The sequence below is a fragment of the Streptococcaceae bacterium ESL0729 genome, from assembly GCA_029391995.1.
Lineage (GTDB): Bacteria > Bacillota > Bacilli > Lactobacillales > Streptococcaceae > Floricoccus.
On record CP113924.1, the window covers coordinates 1,036,791 to 1,055,371 of the forward strand.

The following is an 18,581-nucleotide window of genomic DNA, read 5'->3' on the forward strand; positions in this document are numbered from 1 at the left end:
ATGGTTCAATCCCTAAATACGAAGGCTGAATATTCAGGTCCTGCTATTGCTTATCTGGGTTTTGCAAAATATGGCAAGGTGCTTCTTGGCGACCAAGCCTTTGAATTCTTTAATGACCGAAGACTCAAGGATAATATTGTCCTACCTTGGGCTCAAATCAAAAAAATTGAAGGTTATGTTTCTAGGGGTAAGGTTGATAGGCGTTTTAACATTATTTTAAACAATAATTCAAGTATCAGCTTCTCCTCTAAGGATAGCGGTCATATCCTAAAAATTGCCAGAGAGCATCTGGGTAACGATAAGGTAGTTAGGGGGCAAACTTTCTTAGCTACAATCTTATCTGCCTTCAAGCGAAAAAATAGATAATTGACAAGCAAAATAAATCTGTTACAATTTACCTAGATAAGATTTTATAAACTTAAAAATCAGCGAAAAAAATATTAGGGGAAACCTTTAGAGAGCTTGCGGTTGGTGGGAGCAGGTGGTGAAACCTAAGATATCTACTTCGTTAACTTGTTTTGCAAAACAAAACCGCTAGCTTACGTTACAGCTTTTAAGGCCTACTTTTTGTAGGTGAAGATAGGTGGAATCGCGACAGATCGCCCTGTTATTACAGGGGGACTGTCGTTTTTTATATAAAATGAAGGAGCTATTATGTTAGACATTAAAAAAATTCGTCAAGACCGTGAAGAGGTCGCCCGCAAACTTCAAACAAGGGGAGTTGATAGCAACATCCTTACTGAACTTGAAGATCTTGATTTAAACCGCCGTGAGCTTATCATCAAGACTGAAGAGCTTAAGAAACAAAGAAATGAAGAAAGTGAAGCCATCGCCCAGGCTAAACGCAACAAGGAAGACGCAAGTGAGATCATCAAAAAAATGCAGGCTGTGTCTGGTGAGATCAAACAACTTGATGCTTCCCTTCTTCAGGTAGAAGAAAAAATCAACGACATCATCACAATTCTTCCTAACCTGCCGCATGATGATGTGCCTGTTGGGGCTGATGAGGATGACAATGTTGAGGTCCGCACTTGGGGAACTGCTCCAGAATTCTCTTTTGAACCAAGACCTCACTGGGAAATTGGTGAAGACCTTGGGATTCTTGACTGGGAACGTGGAGCCAAGGTTACTGGAAGCCGCTTCCTTTTCTACAAGGGTCTTGGAGCACGCCTAGAACGTGCCCTTTACAACTTCATGCTTGATGAGCATGCAAGCGAAGGCTACACAGAGGTAATCCCCCCTTACATGGTAAACCACGATTCAATGTTTGGTACTGGTCAGTACCCTAAATTCAAGGAAGATACCTTTGAACTTGCGGACTCTGACTATGTTCTTATCCCAACAGCTGAAGTTCCCCTAACTAACTACTACCGCGGGGAAATTCTTGACGGGAAAGACCTACCAATCTACTTCACAGCCCTTAGCCCATCATTCCGTAGTGAGGCTGGTTCTGCGGGACGTGATACACGTGGATTAATCCGCCTCCACCAGTTCAATAAGGTTGAGATGGTTAAATTTGCCCGTCCAGAAGAGTCATACGCAGAACTTGAAAAAATGACAGCAAACGCTGAAAACATCCTCCAAAAACTTGGACTTGCCTACCGCGTTGTTGCCCTTTCAACTGGGGACATGGGATTCTCTGCTGCCAAAACTTATGACCTAGAAGTTTGGATTCCAGCCCAAAATACCTACCGCGAAATCTCAAGCTGTTCAAACACAGAAGACTTCCAGGCACGCCGTGCCCAAATCCGCTACCGTGACGAAGACGGGAAGGCTAAACTCCTTCACACCCTAAACGGTTCAGGGCTTGCAGTTGGACGCACTGTTGCAGCTATCCTTGAAAACTACCAACAAGAAGATGGGTCAGTCCTTGTCCCAGAAGCCCTTCGTCCATACATGGGTGGGGTTGAATTCATCAAATAATAGCAAAAAAATAGACCAGCGGTCTATTTTTTTTTGATAAAAACACGAGTGCCCTGATCAACCTGAGAACTTACTGAAATGCCTAGTTCAAGTTTATCAAGAATCGTTTTTGATAGATAGAGTCCAAGGCCTGTTGATTTCTTACCCAAACGACCATTATAGCCTGTAAATCCATGTTCAAAGAGCCTTGGAATATCTTCTGAAAGAATACCAATCCCTGTATCTTCAATCAAAAGGGAATTTTTTTCCAAAATAAATTTAACACTTCCCTGATTGGTGTATTTAACAGCATTGTTGATTATCTGCTCAAGAGCTACCGATAGCCACCGCTTATCCGTCACAAGAACCCAGGAGCCAGTAATTTCAACTGTTAAATCCTTAGCGATAAACTGATTGGCATATTTTTTGACCAACTTGACCACAAGATCTTTCACATCAAACTTATCAAAGCGAAAGTCAGTTGAGACATTATTTAATCTTAAGTATTCAAGTAGGATTCCCAAATAGTTATCAATCTGAAAGGCCTGATTCTTAAGAACCAGGGGATCAATTTGACCAGTTTGAACCATTAGATCAATTGAGGCAAGGGGCACCTTCATCTGATGGCTCCAGATTCTTACAATATCAGTTAGATTTTTATCAAAGAGAATTGTTTCATCCAACTTATCAGAAATATTCCTAAGTTCTTCTAAAAGGGCTTCTTCTTCAAGCTTCTTTTTACGCCAGCGTCTAAAATCAAAGATGAAATAAAGGCTAAAGGTCAAAAGGGCTATCAGGCTGGCACTGACTAGAGGCTCCGAATCAAGATTCCAAATGGTAAAAAAGGTCAGATAGATTAGGAAAATAAAGAGTAAAACCCAAATTAAGGGAAATTTTTCCTTTAAATAATCTTTTAAGTGTCTTCTCATTTTAAAACATACCCCACTCCCCTCACCGTATGAATGTAGTTGAAGTCTATTTCAGCAAGTTTTTTTCTAAGCCTTGCGATATTGACCTGGAGGGTATTGGCATCAAAAAAGTCATCCCCCTCCCAAAGTTTGGCCAAAAGAGCTTCCTTGGTCACAACTGAACCTGCCTTTTCAAATAAAAGACGCATGATTCTGTTTTCTGTTGCCGTTAGATTGATTTTTTTATCATCCTTTTTTACCTGGCCATCAAAGGACAGGTTGAAACCTAAGAAGTTCAAAGAAGAGCTTGAAAAATCAGAGCTCCTTCGAAGGAGGGCATGAATTTTAGCCCTTAAAACCTCCAAGGAAAAAGGTTTCGACACAAAATCATCTGCACCCATATCCATAGCCATGATGGCATTCATTTCATCAGTGGCACTTGATATAAAAATAATCGGCACCTTACTGTTTTTTCTGACCTCTGTCGTCCAGTAAAAGCCATTAAAATAAGGCAGGGTCATGTCCATCAATATCAAATCAGGAGCGTATTCCTTAATTTCCTGGCTAACACTCCTAAAATTTTTGACACTTTGAGAGTCAAATTCACCATCAAGGGATAGCTTGAGACTTTTGACAATTGACTCGTCATCTTCAACAATAAAAATTTTTTTCTTGGTCATCTTACTTACCTACCAGTCTAGTATGGCTTATCCGCTCAAACCACAATCTTTTAGAGCCATTGATAAAGGCCAAAATTACATCCAAAATTTCAATTAAAAATAAGGATAGACTCATTACAAGTTCCAGATAAATTTCTGATATATTTTCCCCACTACTAATGGCTAAAAGATTGCTTGCATGGATAAATAAGGCTAGGGGGATCAGATTACAGGTCATTAATATTAATCTCAAGAAAATCCTCCCCCTATTTTTCCCCTCAATCTGGACTTTAACGACATACTGTCCAGGACTTGCCTTAAATATTAGAGGAATAAGGACAAAAATCAAAGCATAGGCCAGATAGTCCTTAGTAAAAAGACTAAGGAGAGCTAAGATTGCAAGATCGACAAAGAAGGCGGTAAACCTTCGAGTCAAACTAACCCTTGAGCTGTCAAAATTATTTTTATCAAGGCTGGGCAAAAGAGGCATGATAAGCCTACTTAGACCGTAACCAATCATGGAACCTACAGTATTTAAGAGGAGGTCATCGACATCAAAGAGCCTGTACGGCCTTGGATAATAACCAAATAGGGCTGACCTTTGAATTAATTCAAAGGACAAGGTTAAAAGGAAACTATAAAGGAGACTGGTCCAAAAACGCTTCTTAAAGAGGTAGGCCAGATAAAAGCCAAAGGGAAGGGTTAAAAGAACATTAAAGAAGGGTTGGAAGAAGGTCCAGTGCTTTAGGGCAGGAAGCCAGGTCGATTTGTCTGATAGAACTAAAGGATTATACTCCCTAAAATATTTGACAAAGGCAAACAGATGGAGGTTTTCCGTGGGGCCTGTCATCTTTTTCACCGCATCAATCGATGGGAGGGGGAAGATGGTCAGGGCATAGGAGCAAAGGATGTAGAGGATAAAGGAAAAACTAACCAAAAGCTTCCAGGAACCAACTCCACCATTTTTGCGGTATTGAATAATAAAATAAGGCAAGATTGCTAGTAGGGCCACCCCAAAAAAAGCCATGGCCCCAATCTGAATGGGTTCTATGTAAATTCTCATCTGTCCTCCTACTTATAATTGATGATAACTGAAAGCTTAAGGACACTAGCCCCTAGATTAGTATAGGTATGCTCCTCCTTAGCATCAAAGGAGATTACATCATCCTGAGAAAGCAGGTAATTTTCTCCGCCAACGGTCATTTGAAGCTCTCCTTCAAGAACCATCAGATACTCCTCAGTATTCAGCGAATGACCAACTGAGGTATGGCTGATGCCAGGTTCAATCTCCATTTGAAAATAATCAAAACTTCGTTCAGCACTCTCTCCGTAGTAAAAAAAGAGGGAAATCTTATCATTAATATTTTGAGTAGAAGCTTCTGACTTTCGAATAACCCTGACCTGATCTCCTTGTTTTTCTTCCAAAAGGGCAGTGTAGGGGATATTTAGGCCGCTACAAATCTTCCAAATGGTATTTATGGTCGGATTGGTCTCCCCATTTTCAATTTGAGACAGCATCCCCTTACTGATAGATGACAGCTCAGATAAGCTGGCAAGAGACATCCCCTTACTGGCTCTAATTCTCTTTAAATTTTTACCTATGATGCGATTAATATCCACGAAACTCTCCTAGCACATGTATTGACAATGCTTTTATTTTTAATATAATAAACTTAAAGTTTTGTTTATTAAACAAACACCTTATACATTTAATCGGTCTTATTTACTTTAATTATAGAGCTTTAAGCCCTAATAAGCAAATTACTCCTAGGAAAGCTTGAAAATAATCCTAGGAAAATCACACGGAAGGGATTAATATAATGAATAATAGTCTTGATTTTAAATCAGGAATAAAGGAAACCCTGCCAACTATTTTTGGTTTTATCGGAGTTGGCCTTGCCTTTGGGATTATTGGTCATGCGGCCAATTTGTCAGTCCTTCTTATCGGGCTTATGTCGGCTTTGGTCTATGCAGGAGGAGCCCAGTTTATTGCCGTTAGTATGCTTGCGGCAGCTAGTCCAATCCTTCCAATCATTCTTTCAACCTTTTTAATTAATTCAAGGATGATTTTAATGAGCATGACCCTTGCCCCTTATTTTAAGGGAGAAAGCTTGACTAAAAATATAATCATTGGTAGTTTTTTAACTGATGAAAGCTTTGCCCTTGCCATCAACAAGCTCAATTTTACTGGTAACAAGCTAAGCTTCAGCTGGCTTAATGCTTCCAATGTAATTGCCTATCTCGTCTGGTTTTTATCAAGTGTCGCAGGTGGTATTCTAGGAGGATTTATTGAAAATCCTGACAAATTGGGCCTTGATTTTGCCATTGTTGCCATGTTCATTGGCCTTTTGTATCTGCAAGTAATCTTTGATCAAAGCATGGCCAAAAGCCTGCAGGTGATTGTTATCCTCATTACCTTAATGCTTGTTTATCTGGGCCTTATCTTCCTACCAGCCTCTATTTTAATCATCTTTGTAACAGTAATTTCATGTGGAATTGGAGTTTTCATAAAAAATGCCTTCTTTTAATTATGTCATCTTAACCATTCTGGGCTGTACCTTGGTGACCTGGTTGTCACGGGTCCTTCCCTTTATTTTATTAAAGCACTTTGATCTACCCAAGGCTGTTAGTGAATACCTGGCCTTTGTTCCTACCGTAATCATGTCAGCCCTTTGGTTTAATAGTCTTTTTGTTCAAAGACTTGGCCACCTGCCAGGACTTAATCAAGAAAATTTACTTGCATCCCTACCGACCGTACTTGCTGCAGCCATTAGTAAAAGTCTTCTAGTAACTGTTCTTATTGGAGTCCTATCCCTTGCCCTTATTCGTATGACCATGTAAAAAATCCCATCTCTTGGAGATGGGATTTTTTCTTTAATTTCTTTCAACAATATTGTAGTAAACTTTTGATGTTAACTTATAGATTAGGTAGTAGATTAGGGCTACAACGAAAATTGTAAGCAAGCTAACCATTAAAATAAGACCACCATTGGTTACTCCAAAAATTGCTAAGAGCTTCTTAATCATGACAAAGGCAAAGGTAAAGTGCATGATAGCAAGGGCGATTGGCATGAAGAAGACCATGACAACCTGGCTCTTAATGGTTGAGGCAACTTCATCTTTTGAAAGACCAACCTCTTGAAGAATCTTGTAGTTACGCTTGTCCTGAGCTCCTTCTGATACCTGCTTGTAGTAGATAATGAGGGCTGCTCCCAGGATAAAGGTCACACCAAGGGTAAAGCCGATAAAGAGGAAGCTTCCAGTAAATTCATTCATGGTTGACTTAAGATCAGACTTGTAAAGCATGGTAAAGTTACTTGGACCAAAACCTTCTTGAACAGTCCCTACATTCCTAGTAAATTCCTCTTGGAATTTTTCTTGGTCAGAAGATGAAATATTTGTAAATCCTTGCATGCTTGTAAGCATAGTTTCATAAGAGATTCCATCCCCTGCTCCTGCTGCTTGATTGCTTGCATTAGAAGCTGCAACAAAGTTTTTAAGAGCAACTTCTGTCGGGAAAATAACATAAAAGCTATTCACACCAGACATTTCATTTGAAACATTTTTAATGTCAGTTACTAAATCCTTAACGACAAGTTTTTGACCATACCAATCAATGCTCTTAAGTTGTGTTTTACCAACAACCGAAGCTAGTAGGACCTGGTTCCCAGAAATTTCAGGAAGGTCTTCATTACCTATTTTGACTAGGTCCTCGCGGGCCAAGAACTTGATACTTGCAAAATTATTAATACTTACATCGTTAGATGCACTACCAACGACTAAATCAGACTGGTCAGGGGCAATATTTGCTGAAGAATTTGCTTCCATATACTTAACATTAAGCTTGGGTGCAGCACTTGTAGCTTGGACAAGGAGGTCAAACTCATCTGCTGAAACGCCTGATGCTCCCACATGAGTGTTGGTGTCTTGCGGAAAGGCTTGATTTACAACATCCTTAACCCCGGTATGAAGACCTACAGTTACAGCCAAGGTCACAAAGGTCATGGCAACTAGGACAGTAATATTTGCAAGTCCCACAGCATTTTGCTTCATCCGGTAAAGCATAGAGCTTACTGTGATAAAATGCTTGGGCTGGTAGTAATATTTTTTATTGGCCTTCTGGCGTCTTAAAAGCCAGATGGTAAAACTAAGGTAAAATAGATAGGTTCCCACAATAACAAGAACTACTGCAATAAAGAAGTTGGTTAGGGCAGCCATCGGATTTTTTACTGTGACTGCAATATAGTAGCCTGCACCGATTAGGATAAGACTTAGGATAGCAAAGATAAAGTTAGCCTTAGGCTCTTTCTCACCGCGACTTTCTTCTTTTAGTAGGTTGAGGGAAGAATTATTTTGGATGGTCAAACTGCTGATGATTATCAGGAGGAAGAAAATGGCCAAAAAGATTAGACTTACCACTAAAAAGGCCTGACCTGAAAATGCAAGGCCAAAATTACTTCCATCAATCAGACTAACCAAAATCAAAAAGAGGAATTTGGCTAAGATTAAACCAATAATAGTACCAGCAAAGACAGTTAGTAAAAATAGGATAATCAGCTCATCTAAGGAAACATGGGCAATTTGAGTCTTACTAAGCCCTAAAATCTCATAGAGACCAAACTCCTTGGTCCGCCTCTTGATGAGGAAGCGGTAGCCGTAAACCATGATGATTAGGGCAAAGGCTGAGATTATGACCAGCCCCATCCCCATCAAGGTTCTTACCGTATTAGCCCCACTTTTCATATTGTCAATACTTGGGCTAAATAGGATGGTCGCAATGATTAAGTTCATCACATACATAACAGTTGATGCTAGAAGGAAGGGGGCAAAGTTTGCAAAGGACCTCCTGATATTATTTACAGCAAGTTTTAGATAAAACATTTACTCACCTCCTAGTAAAACGCTCATTGTAAGGTTGATTTCCTTATTAAATTCAGCAGCTGACTTATCTGACTTATAAAGCTGGTGGAAGATTTGACCATCTTTAATGAAAAGAACACGCTTGGCATGGCTGGCCGCAAGGCTTGAATGGGTTACCATAAGAATTGTTTGCCCCTCATTGTTGATTTCTTCAAATAAATCAAGCAGGTCTTCACTGTTTTTAAAGTCAAGGGCAGCAGTCGGCTCATCAGCTAGAATTATTTCAGGCTGGGTAATTAGGGCACGGGCTACAGCCACCCTCTGCTTTTGTCCACCAGACAATTCAAAGGGTTGTTTGTTAAGTAGCTCTTTAATATTTAGCTTGGGTGCTAAGATATCAAGACGACGCTCCATCTCTTTAACCTTGGCCCTTGAAAGAACCATTGGTAGGTAGATATTGTCACGGACTGATAGGGTATCAAGTAGATTGAAGTCTTGGAAGACAAAACCTAGGTGTTTACGCCTAAATTTGGCTAAGTCCTTTTCCTTAATCTTTGTAATATCCTCACCATTTAGGGCAACACGACCGCCACTTGGCTTCTCAAGCGTAGCCATAATATTTAAAAGGGTTGTCTTACCTGATCCAGATTCACCCATGATGGCAATATATTCACCCTCTTCGACTGTAAAATTAACATCGCGAAGGGCAGTTGTCTCCTCTTTTGAAAAACGAGTTTTAAAAACTTTTTGTAGGTGATTTACTTCTAATAACATACGATAGCTCCTTTTCTTGCTTATTATTTGGCCTTGTCAGGTACTTGACTAGGAGAAACTTCATTCCAGCTGGTTACTCCCTTATCCTTGTTGTAGGTAATCTTGAGCCAAGCATCTTGCTTCATTGGCCTGTCTTCAATGTTTCTAAAGGTTAAACTTTTACTATTACCAGACTTATCTTTTCCATCAAGAGTATATTCATAAGAACCATAAACCTTACCCTTAGAGTCAGTGTCAGTCTTTCTTTGACCTTCACCCTTGATTTGAACATAGTAGGTTTGTCCGCCGTAACTTGCTTGATACCAAGCACGCCCCCCAACAAAGATTAGGGCAAAAATTACAACTAAACTAGCTAAAAATTTTTTCATATATATAATTTCTCTCTTTCTTACACTTTTATGTAGCCATTATATACCAAAAAAAGGTATCAAAACTTACATGATACCTTTTTTTCCTTACAAATTTGTCAGACTAAATACTTACAAGAGATTATCCATAGAAAGATTATAGACCTGATAACTTCCCAAATCCTTAACTCTTGCACCTCCCTGGCTTATAGCCCCTATGACCTGATCTGCCTCTTCTTTTTGACTAATAAAGTCAATCAAGAAAAAATATTCGCCAAGTACTGTCTTTAAGGGTCTTGATTCAATCTTTGATAGGTTAATTTTTTTATCGGCAAATATTTTTAAGACCTGATACAAGGCACCTGGATTATTATTTGGCAAGGTAAAGGCAATGGACGATTTAACCTCGCTACTTGCAAGCTCAAACTCTGGAGCCTGATCTCCAAGAACCCAAAAGCGGGTATTGTTATCTTCCATTTCCTGAATGTCCCTAGCTATAATCTCAAGGCCATAGGTCCTCGCAGAAAGTTTGGGAGCAATGGCTGCAATTTTTAGCCCTGGATTTTCAGAAACATATTTGGCAGCAAGGGCTGTACTTTCAGTTATTTCAAGGCTGGCCTTGGGATAATTTTCCTGGATAAATTTCTCACTTTGGGCTAGAGCCTGAGGGTGAGAATAAATTTTTTCGATATCTTTTACCTGTCCCTTAACCATCAGCTGCTGCCTAATAGGTAGGACCAGCTCAGCCACTGTTTTTAAGTCACCCTGGTGAAAAAGATAATCGACCGTTTGATGGACACTACCTTCTATCGAATTTTCAAGGGGAACAACGGCATAGTCAAGAAGACCTGCCTCATACTCCTTGATAAGGCTTGTAATACTCGCTAGGGGGACTAATTCAGCCTGGGGGAAGGTTAGGTGGCTAGCCATATAAGTAAATGATCCCTTGGGACCTAAAAAACCTACTTTCATCATCTACTCCTTCCTTAGATAAGTTAATAGCTCTTGGGTAATCTCCTCCAAAGGACGATTGACATCAATCTTTAGGTGGGCAAGATCTTGATAAAAAGGACGCCTTCTTTGGTAAATTTTCTCCAAATCAGCCCGACTATTATTCAGGAAGAGGGGGCGAACATTTTTTTCATCATTTTCAATCCGCTCATAAAGCTTGGAAAAATCAGCCGATAGATAAATATTCTGCCCATTGTCTGCTAGAATATCACGATTATGAGGAAGCTCAACAATCCCACCACCTGTAGCAAGAATGGCCTCCTGGGCTGATAAGTCCTTTAAGACCTCCCCTTCTATCTTTCGAAAGGCTGCCTCCCCCTCTTGATCAAAGTATTGGGAGATACTAGTTCCAAGAACCCTTTCAATCTCCTGATCAAGATCAATATAGGGCAGGTCAACTTCCTTGGCTAATTTCCTTCCAAGGCTTGATTTTCCACTAGCCATAAAGCCTAAAAGAATAATTGCCATCTATCTTTCCTCTAAGCTTGTAAGGTCTTCAAAAAAGTTGGGATAACTTACAGGAATTGCTTCTGCACCTTCAAGATCAACTGAATCATCTTCAACCATTAAAGCTGCAATGGCACCCATCATTCCAATCCTGTGGTCATGGTAGCTTAAAAGATTGGCTGCTCCCTTAAGCTTGGTTGGACCTGTGATAATAAGACCATCATCAGTTGGTTTTATATTAGCCCCAAGTTTAGTAAGTTCAGTCGCAACGGCATCTATCCGGTTGGTTTCCTTAACCTTAAGCTCTGCCGCATCCTTTATGACTGTAACTCCCTCAGCTTGAGTTGCCAAAAGGGCGATGATAGGTAATTCATCAATTAATCTTGGAATGATATCTCCTCCAATCTCAACTCCTTTAAGCTTACTGCTTTCAACAGTAATTGTAGCTGAAAGATTGGCCTTGGATGGATTTTCCTTGATATCAATTTTTCCACCCATCTTTTTAATAACATCAAGGATTCCAGTCCTTGTTGGATTGATTCCGACATTTTCAAGCTCAATCTTACTATTTGGGATAATTAGACCTGCGACCAGGAAGAAGGCTGCACTTGAGATGTCACCAGGAACTGTAATTTCTTGGCCTACAAGCTTTTGACCTCCCTTGACCTTGATGGTCTTACCATCAATATCAATCTGACCACCAAATTGGATAATCATATCCTCCGTATGGTTACGGGTCAATTTTTTCTCAATAATCGTTGACTCCCCGTCAGCCTGGAGGGCAGCAAAAATCAAGGCTGATTTTACCTGGGCACTGGCCACAGGAAGCTTATAATTAATGGCCTTAAGACTTGAAGTTCCTTTTTCAACCAAAGGAGGAAAGGCTTTTTCAGTCTGACCATGAATGTCAACTCCCATTTCACTTAATGGGTCGACCACACGGTCCATGGGTCTTTTAGAAAGGGAGCTGTCACCAAACATTTCAACTTCAAAGTCACTTCCCGCAAGAACGCCTGAAATAAGCCTAATACTTGTACCAGAATTCCCCATGTCTAGTGCCTTATTAGGCTTTTTAAAAGCACCAAAGCCCCTACCTGTGATTGTTACCACCTGACCATCATCTTCAATCGGAACACCCAAGTCCCGAAAGACTCCGATGGTGCTTAAAACATCCTCTCCCCTTAGAATGTCATAAACCTTGGTCTCACCTTCTGCAATTGATCCGAAAATAATCGATCTGTGCGATATGGACTTATCTCCAGGAACCTTAATTGTCCCCTTAAGTCCCTTACTATTTGTCTTAAGCTTCATATACCTTGTAACCTGTCCTCTCCTTAATAATTGTCTGAGCCATAGCTAAATCCTTGGAGCTTCTAAAAGATATCCTCAAGCCCCCCATGATTTCCTCCCTATTCTCAATAATTCTGATATTGATGATAGAGATACCAGCATCGGTTAAATAACCCAAAATTTCATGAATAACCCCCGTCTTATCTGGAACATTAACATAAAGATCATAAAAATTAGGGATGACTCCATTATGGATTTGCATGGTTTTTCTTTGCTTACGAGCCCCATCAAAAAAATCGTATAGGGCTTTTTGATCGTCAGTAATAATCTTACCTTTTAAATCTTCCAAGAGGCCTGTAAAATCATCAATTCTCTCAGCCACGTACTCCTTGTTGGTCATTAAAATATCCGTCCACATCTGGGCATCACTTGAGGCAATCCGTGTCATATCCCTAAAACCTCCAGCAGCTAAAAATTCAGTTGCAGGATGGTCCTTGGAATAATTATTTGCCTGCCTAACCAGCATGGCTGCTAAAACATGAGGGAAATGACTTAATTGACTGGTTACCTGGTCATGCTCTGGGGCAGCTAATTCAATAAAGCTTGCCCCACTCCCTACAAGAAGGGCCTTGATTTCTTCAAGGTCCTCCTGGCTGGCCAAATTACTTTTTGATAAAACATAGTAGGCATTTTCAAAAAGACTTAGGTTGGCGGCAAGAACGCCTGATTTATGACTTCCAGCCATGGGGTGACCTCCGACAAAGCTTACATCTTTTCCTGCAAATAAAGCTTCTGCCCGCTTGACAATTAGAGCCTTGGTTGAAGATACATCTGTAATGATAAGACCAGCTTTAAGCTTGTAGTGGCTAATAAATTCCATAAATTCAATTGATTTTTCAACCGGTAGGGCTAAAATAATGTAATCAAAAGTTGCTAGTTGAAGGGGCAACTCCTCCTTGGCTACAGAAGCATCAATCATGGCTAACTCTTTAGCTGCCTTGAGTGATTTTTGATTAGAATCAAAGGCCACCAGCTGGTAATCAGGATGATTTTTCTTGATAGCAAGAGCCAGGGAGCCACCAATTAAGCCAAGACCTGCAATTAGGACTTTTTTATTCATTTTAAAAGTCCTTTAGATCTGCCTTATAGGCCTCAAAACTTGCCCTTAAGTCAGAAAAGTTATCACTAGTGAATTTATCTAAAATTTCTCCTGCAAGCACTGTCGCTACAACATTTTCCATGACAAGACCCGCTGCTGGAAGAGCCGTTGGGTCACTTCTTTCTACCTGGGCCTTGTAAGGCTCATGTGTTTCCATATCAACACTCATCAAAGGCTTATAAAGGGTAGGAATAGGCTTCATCACCCCTCTAACAATGATGTCCTCACCATTGGTCATCCCGCCTTCAAAGCCACCAAGCTTATTAGAAGAACGAGAATAGCCCGCTTCTTTGGACCAGACTATCTCATCCATAACCTGGCTACCAGGCCTTTTACCACTTTCAAAACCTAGGCCAAATTCAACACCTTTGAAGGCATTGATTGAAAGAACAGCCTGAGCGATTTTTCCATCAAGCTTTCTGTCCCACTGGACGTATGAGCCAAGACCTGCTGGTAAATTCTCTGCCCTAACCTCAATGACTCCGCCAATGGTATCCCCATTCTTTTTAATCTCATCAATATAGGCCTTAATCTCAGCCTCATGAGCAGGGTTTACAATCCTAACCTCGGATTTTTCAGTCTCCCTTTTAATATCAGCTACCGTAAGCACCTCTGGTAGGTCAACCTCAATACCCCCGAAGTTTACCACGTGAGAGGCGATATTTATCCCAAGCTCAGCAAGAAGCTTCTTGGCTACCGCCCCAATAGCCACCCTCATAGTTGTCTCCCTGGCACTTGATCTTTCAAGGACATTTCTCAAGTCATCAAACTTGTACTTCATACCACCTACAAGGTCTGCATGCCCGGGTCTTGGCTTAGTAAGCCTTCTTTGTCTCTTAATCTTATCATCAACCTCATAGGAAGCCATAATCTCAGTCCAATTTTTAAAGTCCTTGTTTTCAACCACCATCGTCAGAGGACTTCCCAAGGTTTTACCATGACGAAGGCCACTCGTAAAGCGTACCTTATCGCTTTCAATCTTCATCCGACCACCACGACCATAGCCGCCCTGTCTTTTCTTTAATTCAACATTGATGTCCTCATCAGTCAGGCTAAGCCCTGCTGGCAGTCCTTCAATAATTGCTGTAAGTTCTGGTCCGTGGGATTCACCCGCCGTAAAATATCTCATGTCTTCCTCCGCTTTATTTATTTTTTGTGGCCTGTAAAAAATACTCACGCCTGTATTTTCTAGTAAAAGTAAAAGGATAGAAAATAAATTTATCCTTTTACAAGCCTGTCCATTTAATCTTTTATTTCTTTAGGTAATCCTTCATCTGGCTAAGATCAATGACGTTGATTTTAGCTTGGCCAATCTCTGGCACAATGATGGTCTTAATCTTGCTACCACGTGCCTTTTTATCAAGGGTCAAGGCTTCATATAAAACTTCTTCATTCCAATCATCCTTACTGGTAGGAAGGTTGAATTTTTCAAGCATGTCGGTAATCTTTTGGGTGATTCCTTGAGCCATAAGTCCCTTTTCTTCAGCAACCTTACTCATCTGGCTCATACCAAGGGCCACGCCCTCCCCGTGGGTCACAACCCCGTAGCCTGACGTTGCTTCAATGGCATGACCGATAGTATGGCCAAAGTTTAGGGTCAGGCGTTGGCCGTTATCAAATTCATCTTCAATTACAGCTGCCCTTTTAACCTCACAAGCTGCAAGAATCACTTCCTCTGCATGGTTGTTCAAAAGGTCATGTTCATCGGTCATAGCAAGAAGTTTTTGCCAAAGGTCTTCATCGGCTATCAGAGCTGCCTTTACAATCTCTGCAATTCCCTCTCTGATTCTTCGATCATCCAAGCTTTTTAAAAGATTGGGATCAATTAAAACCCCATCAGGCTGGGCAAAGGCTCCAACTAAATTTTTGGCCTTCTTGGTATTAACCCCCGTTTTGCCCCCAACAGAGCTATCAACCTGGGCTAAAAGGGTTGTTGGAACCTGCAAAAAGTGAATCCCCCTCATGTAAGAAGAGGCTACAAAACCTGCCAAGTCACCAACAACTCCACCACCTAGGGCAATAATTCCATCTGAGCGGGTCATCCCAAAGTCTGCTAGAAAATCATAGGCAAGGCTTACTGTAGTAAGATTCTTGCTGGCTTCTCCTTGCAGAAAACAGAAAACTTCCGTCTCAAACCCTGCTTCTTCTAAAAGTAATTTGGCCTTTTCAGCGTACAGGTCACCGACATTATTATCAGTGATAATGACTATTTTTTGTGGTTGCCAAAGGCTTTTAACCCACTTTCCTAGACTGTCAAATGACCCTCTTTCAATCAGGATTTCATAGGGATGGGTCTTTAAATTAACTTGTAATTTCATAAATTTTTTTCTCCAGTTCTTCTCTTATAAGTTCACTAGGCATCACTTGATTTGTCCACAGTTCAAAACTTTCAGCTGCCTGATAAACAAGCATACCTAGACCATTTACAGTTCTTACACCCTGCTTTTTCGCCCAGGCAAGAAAGGCTGTTTCAGCCGGTTCATAGATAATATCAGCCACAAGTATGTTAGAAGCCAGCTTTATTTTTTCAGAAAGGGGCAAGGTCTTATCCTTCATGCCAATACTTGTTGTATTGACTAAAAGACTTGAGTTACTAATGGACCCTTGCAAATTAGCTTGATCAGCCAAATCCCCTAGAACAATTTGACAGTCGCTTCTTTGGGCGATTTGGTCTAATTTTTCCTTCAAGGGAAGAAAATTTTGTGATTTCCTATTGAAAACATTAATTTTTTGGGCACCCTGAAGGCAGGCTTCAGCAATTATGGCAAGCCCTGCTCCTCCACCACCTAAAACAGTTATTTCCTGATTTTTAACCTGATAGTCACCCAGGCTTTTGAAAAAGCCAATCCCATCAGTGCTGTGACCATAGAAGCTCCCATCTTCCCTTAAGACAATGGTATTTATGGCACCAATCAAGGAGGCTACCGGACTCAGTTCATCAACATGACTGAGGGCTGCTTTTTTGTAGGGCATGGACAGGTTAACCCCGTACATATTTAAGGTCTTAATATTTGAAATAAGGCCAGCAAGCTCATCTTCTTCTATCTCAAAGGCCACATAGACCCCATTGACGCAAGTTTCTTCAAAGGCCCTATTGTGGATAAAGGGAGAATTACTGTGTTTTATAGGCTTTGCGACAACTGCCGCAAGTCTTGTATAACCATTTATTTCCATCTCATCTACCTACCTAAGATATCAAGCATTTTTCTGGCATCATTCAAGGGAATTTGTCCTGGAGCTGTCTCCTTACCAAGGTTAACAAAGGTCCAAGCACTACCAGTTAGATAACCTGAAACCCTTGAAAGTTTCCCAAGGTCACCCATGGCAATGGTCGCAAGTCTCTTGCTGGGACGATTTCTGGTCAATTCTTCTGTCAGACTCATCAAATCAAGGACATCTTTTTTAGAGGTAGGCATGCCAGCAAACTTACTTAAATAACAGTCTTCTGCAAGCATTTTATCAAGCATGCTTGCTAAATCACGGGGAATTTTAACGAAGTCATGGCAGCTTAGGACAATCTGATCCTTATAGTCAGAAAGGGCACTTAGGGCTTCTGGATAAGAAAAATATTCAATATCAATAAAGCTTGGCGAATAGGCCATGATTTTCCTTAAGATGTCTATGTATTCCTCACTGGAAACATTCATCAGTCCCCCTTCGTGGATGGTCCTTAGGGTAAAGAGGATATTTAGGCCACTAAATTTTTCAAAAATAATGGGTGCCAGCTCAAATATCTCCTCCTGGCTACTCAAGTAGTCAGCCCTCCACTCAATCACGTCAGCTCCTGTAAGACTTTTTACCTGGATGGAGTTAATATCTTGGATATTTCTTGGGTTAATGGATACAACTATCTCTGTCATTTGGCTACCTCTAATAAATAAACTTTCAAATAGTCACTGAATTTATCATGCTGGTTGATGGCAAAATCAGCTGGTAGGGACATCCTTTCAAGAATTTTAAAGGGTTTGTTCCCAAAACCAAGCTGCAACTGTTCCTCAAATTTTTTAGGGGTCAGATTTTGAGCATTGGTGCTTGCAATAATCTTTCCACCCTTATTTAAAAGGGCTAGAGACTCAGAAATCAGCTTGTGATAGTCCTTGGCTACTGAAAATACCTGCTTTTTATTCCTTGCAAAACTTGGCGGATCTAAAATAATCAAGTCAAATTTTAGGTCATGTCTCTTAGCATATTTGAAATATTCAAAAATGTCCATGACAACAAACTTGTTGTCCTCCAGGCTAAAACCATTGGCCAAAAAATTATCTTTCGATAGTTCAATACTTCTTTTGGCCAAGTCCACACTAACAGTTGACCTTGCTCCACCAGCTGCTGCTGCTACTGAAAAGGCTGCCGTATAACTAAAGGTATTTAAAACATCAAGCCCTGCAGCAAATCCTTCAACCAGCTGATTTCTCACCTCATGTTGGTCCAAGAAAATCCCTGTCATAAGACCATCGTTCAAAAAGACCGAATAGCTAACGCCATTTTCAAGGATGGTAAATTTATCCTCTTTCTTCTCCCCGTAAAGATGGGCCGATTCAAAGTTTGCTGGCTTAAATCTTAACTTTTCATAGGCTCCTGCAAGTTCTGGAAATACTTGCCTAAAGGCCTTAACAATAATCTCCTTTTGACTGTAGATAAAGGGATTGTACCAAGAGAAAAGTGCAAAATCATCATAGAGGTCAATGGTTAGACCACCAAGATGGTCACCATCTTGATTAAAAAGGCGAAAGGCTGTGGTTAAATTGTCCCTAAAATAGTGACTTCTCCTGTCCTTAGCCCTTATAAAATTTTCCTTAAGCAGGTCTAGGGACATATCTTTTTCTGTCCTACTTACAATCCACCCAATCCCCTTATTTTGGGGAGAAAAATAGGCCAAGGCCGTAAATTTTCCGTCAAAACTTAAACTAGCATAGCCATCAGCTGGTTGATGACCAAGATCACGCTCATCAATCAGCTCCACACCGGATTTAATCTTTTGATTAAATTTTTTACTTATTTGTAAATCTATCATATAAAAAGTTCACTCCTCAACTCCAAAAAGCTTCTTTTTGCTTTAATTAGTTAACATTATAACATAAAAATCAGCGAGCTTCCTTAATAATCAACTAGTCTGGGCCTAGCCAAAAAAGCACCTACCTCCTCGATTTTTTAAGAAAATTTTAAGGAAACTTTATGGATACAGGACTAATATGTAGGTCGCATCCGTAATTTACTTTGCTTT

The 18,581-nt window shown here is 40.4% G+C and carries 20 protein-coding genes; 4 read left to right on the forward strand and 16 right to left on the reverse strand.

What is annotated here, in order from left to right; genetic code table 11:
• Complete coding sequence (locus OZX68_05205) at positions 1–366, forward strand: DUF956 family protein (GenBank protein WEV60323.1); 366 nt, start codon at positions 1–3, stop codon at positions 364–366.
• Between the two features lie 288 nt (positions 367–654).
• On the forward strand, positions 655–1,923 hold the full coding sequence (gene serS / locus OZX68_05210; protein ID WEV60324.1) for a serine--tRNA ligase: 1,269 nt from the start codon (positions 655–657) through the stop codon (positions 1,921–1,923).
• 23 nt (positions 1,924–1,946) lie between these two features.
• On the opposite strand, the gene OZX68_05215 is transcribed toward serS, so the two are convergent.
• The 4 genes from OZX68_05215 to OZX68_05230 are packed head-to-tail and all read right to left on the reverse strand — an operon-like array spanning position 1,947 to position 5,089.
• The gene (locus tag OZX68_05215; protein ID WEV60325.1) at positions 1,947–2,831 is read right to left on the reverse strand and encodes a sensor histidine kinase; all 885 of its coding nucleotides are present in this window, start codon (positions 2,829–2,831) and stop codon (positions 1,947–1,949) included.
• Positions 2,828–3,490 carry a response regulator transcription factor gene (locus OZX68_05220; GenBank protein WEV60326.1) on the reverse strand — a complete coding sequence of 221 codons (663 nt, stop codon included), beginning with the start codon at positions 3,488–3,490 and terminating at the stop codon, positions 2,828–2,830. The genes OZX68_05215 and OZX68_05220 overlap by 4 nt, the downstream gene beginning before the upstream one ends.
• Before the next feature lies 1 nt (position 3,491).
• Positions 3,492–4,532 carry a VanZ family protein gene (locus tag OZX68_05225; protein ID WEV60327.1) on the reverse strand — a complete coding sequence of 347 codons (1,041 nt, stop codon included), beginning with the start codon at positions 4,530–4,532 and terminating at the stop codon, positions 3,492–3,494.
• Positions 4,533–4,540: 8 nt separating this feature from the next.
• A complete protein-coding gene (locus tag OZX68_05230) occupies positions 4,541–5,089 on the reverse strand; it encodes a helix-turn-helix domain-containing protein (protein WEV60328.1) in 549 nt (182 codons plus the stop codon).
• A gap of 200 nt (positions 5,090–5,289) precedes the next feature.
• On the opposite strand from OZX68_05230, the gene OZX68_05235 reads away from it, so the two are divergent.
• Positions 5,290–5,997, forward strand: coding sequence for an AzlC family ABC transporter permease (locus OZX68_05235; GenBank protein WEV60329.1), 708 nt, complete (start codon positions 5,290–5,292; stop codon positions 5,995–5,997).
• Complete coding sequence (locus OZX68_05240) at positions 5,984–6,310, forward strand: AzlD domain-containing protein (protein ID WEV60330.1); 327 nt, start codon at positions 5,984–5,986, stop codon at positions 6,308–6,310. The genes OZX68_05235 and OZX68_05240 overlap by 14 nt, the downstream gene beginning before the upstream one ends.
• 33 nt (positions 6,311–6,343) lie before the next feature.
• Here the strand turns inward: OZX68_05240 and OZX68_05245 are convergent, their stop codons facing one another.
• From OZX68_05245 to OZX68_05300, 12 genes are all read right to left on the reverse strand, one after another.
• Positions 6,344–8,350 (reverse strand): ABC transporter permease, encoded by a 2,007-nt coding sequence (locus tag OZX68_05245; protein ID WEV60331.1) that lies wholly within the window; start codon positions 8,348–8,350, stop codon positions 6,344–6,346.
• Positions 8,351–9,103: an ABC transporter ATP-binding protein gene (locus tag OZX68_05250; protein WEV60332.1), complete on the reverse strand. Its 753-nt coding sequence runs from the start codon at positions 9,101–9,103 to the stop codon at positions 8,351–8,353.
• Between the two features lie 23 nt (positions 9,104–9,126).
• A complete protein-coding gene (locus OZX68_05255; protein ID WEV60333.1) occupies positions 9,127–9,471 on the reverse strand; it encodes a YxeA family protein in 345 nt (114 codons plus the stop codon).
• A gap of 111 nt (positions 9,472–9,582) precedes the next feature.
• A complete protein-coding gene (gene pheA / locus OZX68_05260; protein WEV61382.1) occupies positions 9,583–10,422 on the reverse strand; it encodes a prephenate dehydratase in 840 nt (279 codons plus the stop codon).
• A gap of 3 nt (positions 10,423–10,425) precedes the next feature.
• A complete protein-coding gene (locus OZX68_05265; protein WEV60334.1) occupies positions 10,426–10,929 on the reverse strand; it encodes a shikimate kinase in 504 nt (167 codons plus the stop codon).
• Entirely contained in the window at positions 10,930–12,219 is a 1,290-nt protein-coding gene (aroA, locus tag OZX68_05270) for a 3-phosphoshikimate 1-carboxyvinyltransferase (GenBank protein WEV60335.1), read from the reverse strand.
• A complete protein-coding gene (locus OZX68_05275; GenBank protein WEV60336.1) occupies positions 12,209–13,318 on the reverse strand; it encodes a prephenate dehydrogenase in 1,110 nt (369 codons plus the stop codon). Before OZX68_05275 ends, aroA begins: the two co-directional genes overlap by 11 nt.
• Before the next feature lies 1 nt (position 13,319).
• A complete protein-coding gene (gene aroC / locus OZX68_05280) occupies positions 13,320–14,486 on the reverse strand; it encodes a chorismate synthase (protein ID WEV60337.1) in 1,167 nt (388 codons plus the stop codon).
• 121 nt (positions 14,487–14,607) lie between these two features.
• Positions 14,608–15,675, reverse strand: coding sequence for a 3-dehydroquinate synthase (aroB, locus tag OZX68_05285; protein ID WEV60338.1), 1,068 nt, complete (start codon positions 15,673–15,675; stop codon positions 14,608–14,610).
• On the reverse strand, positions 15,659–16,531 hold the full coding sequence (gene aroE / locus OZX68_05290; GenBank protein WEV60339.1) for a shikimate dehydrogenase: 873 nt from the start codon (positions 16,529–16,531) through the stop codon (positions 15,659–15,661). The genes aroB and aroE overlap by 17 nt, the downstream gene beginning before the upstream one ends.
• 5 nt (positions 16,532–16,536) lie before the next feature.
• Positions 16,537–17,217 (reverse strand): type I 3-dehydroquinate dehydratase, encoded by a 681-nt coding sequence (gene aroD, locus OZX68_05295; GenBank protein WEV60340.1) that lies wholly within the window; start codon positions 17,215–17,217, stop codon positions 16,537–16,539.
• A complete protein-coding gene (locus OZX68_05300) occupies positions 17,214–18,371 on the reverse strand; it encodes a class I SAM-dependent rRNA methyltransferase (protein WEV60341.1) in 1,158 nt (385 codons plus the stop codon). Before OZX68_05300 ends, aroD begins: the two co-directional genes overlap by 4 nt.
• Between the last annotated feature and the right edge of the window lie 210 nt (positions 18,372–18,581).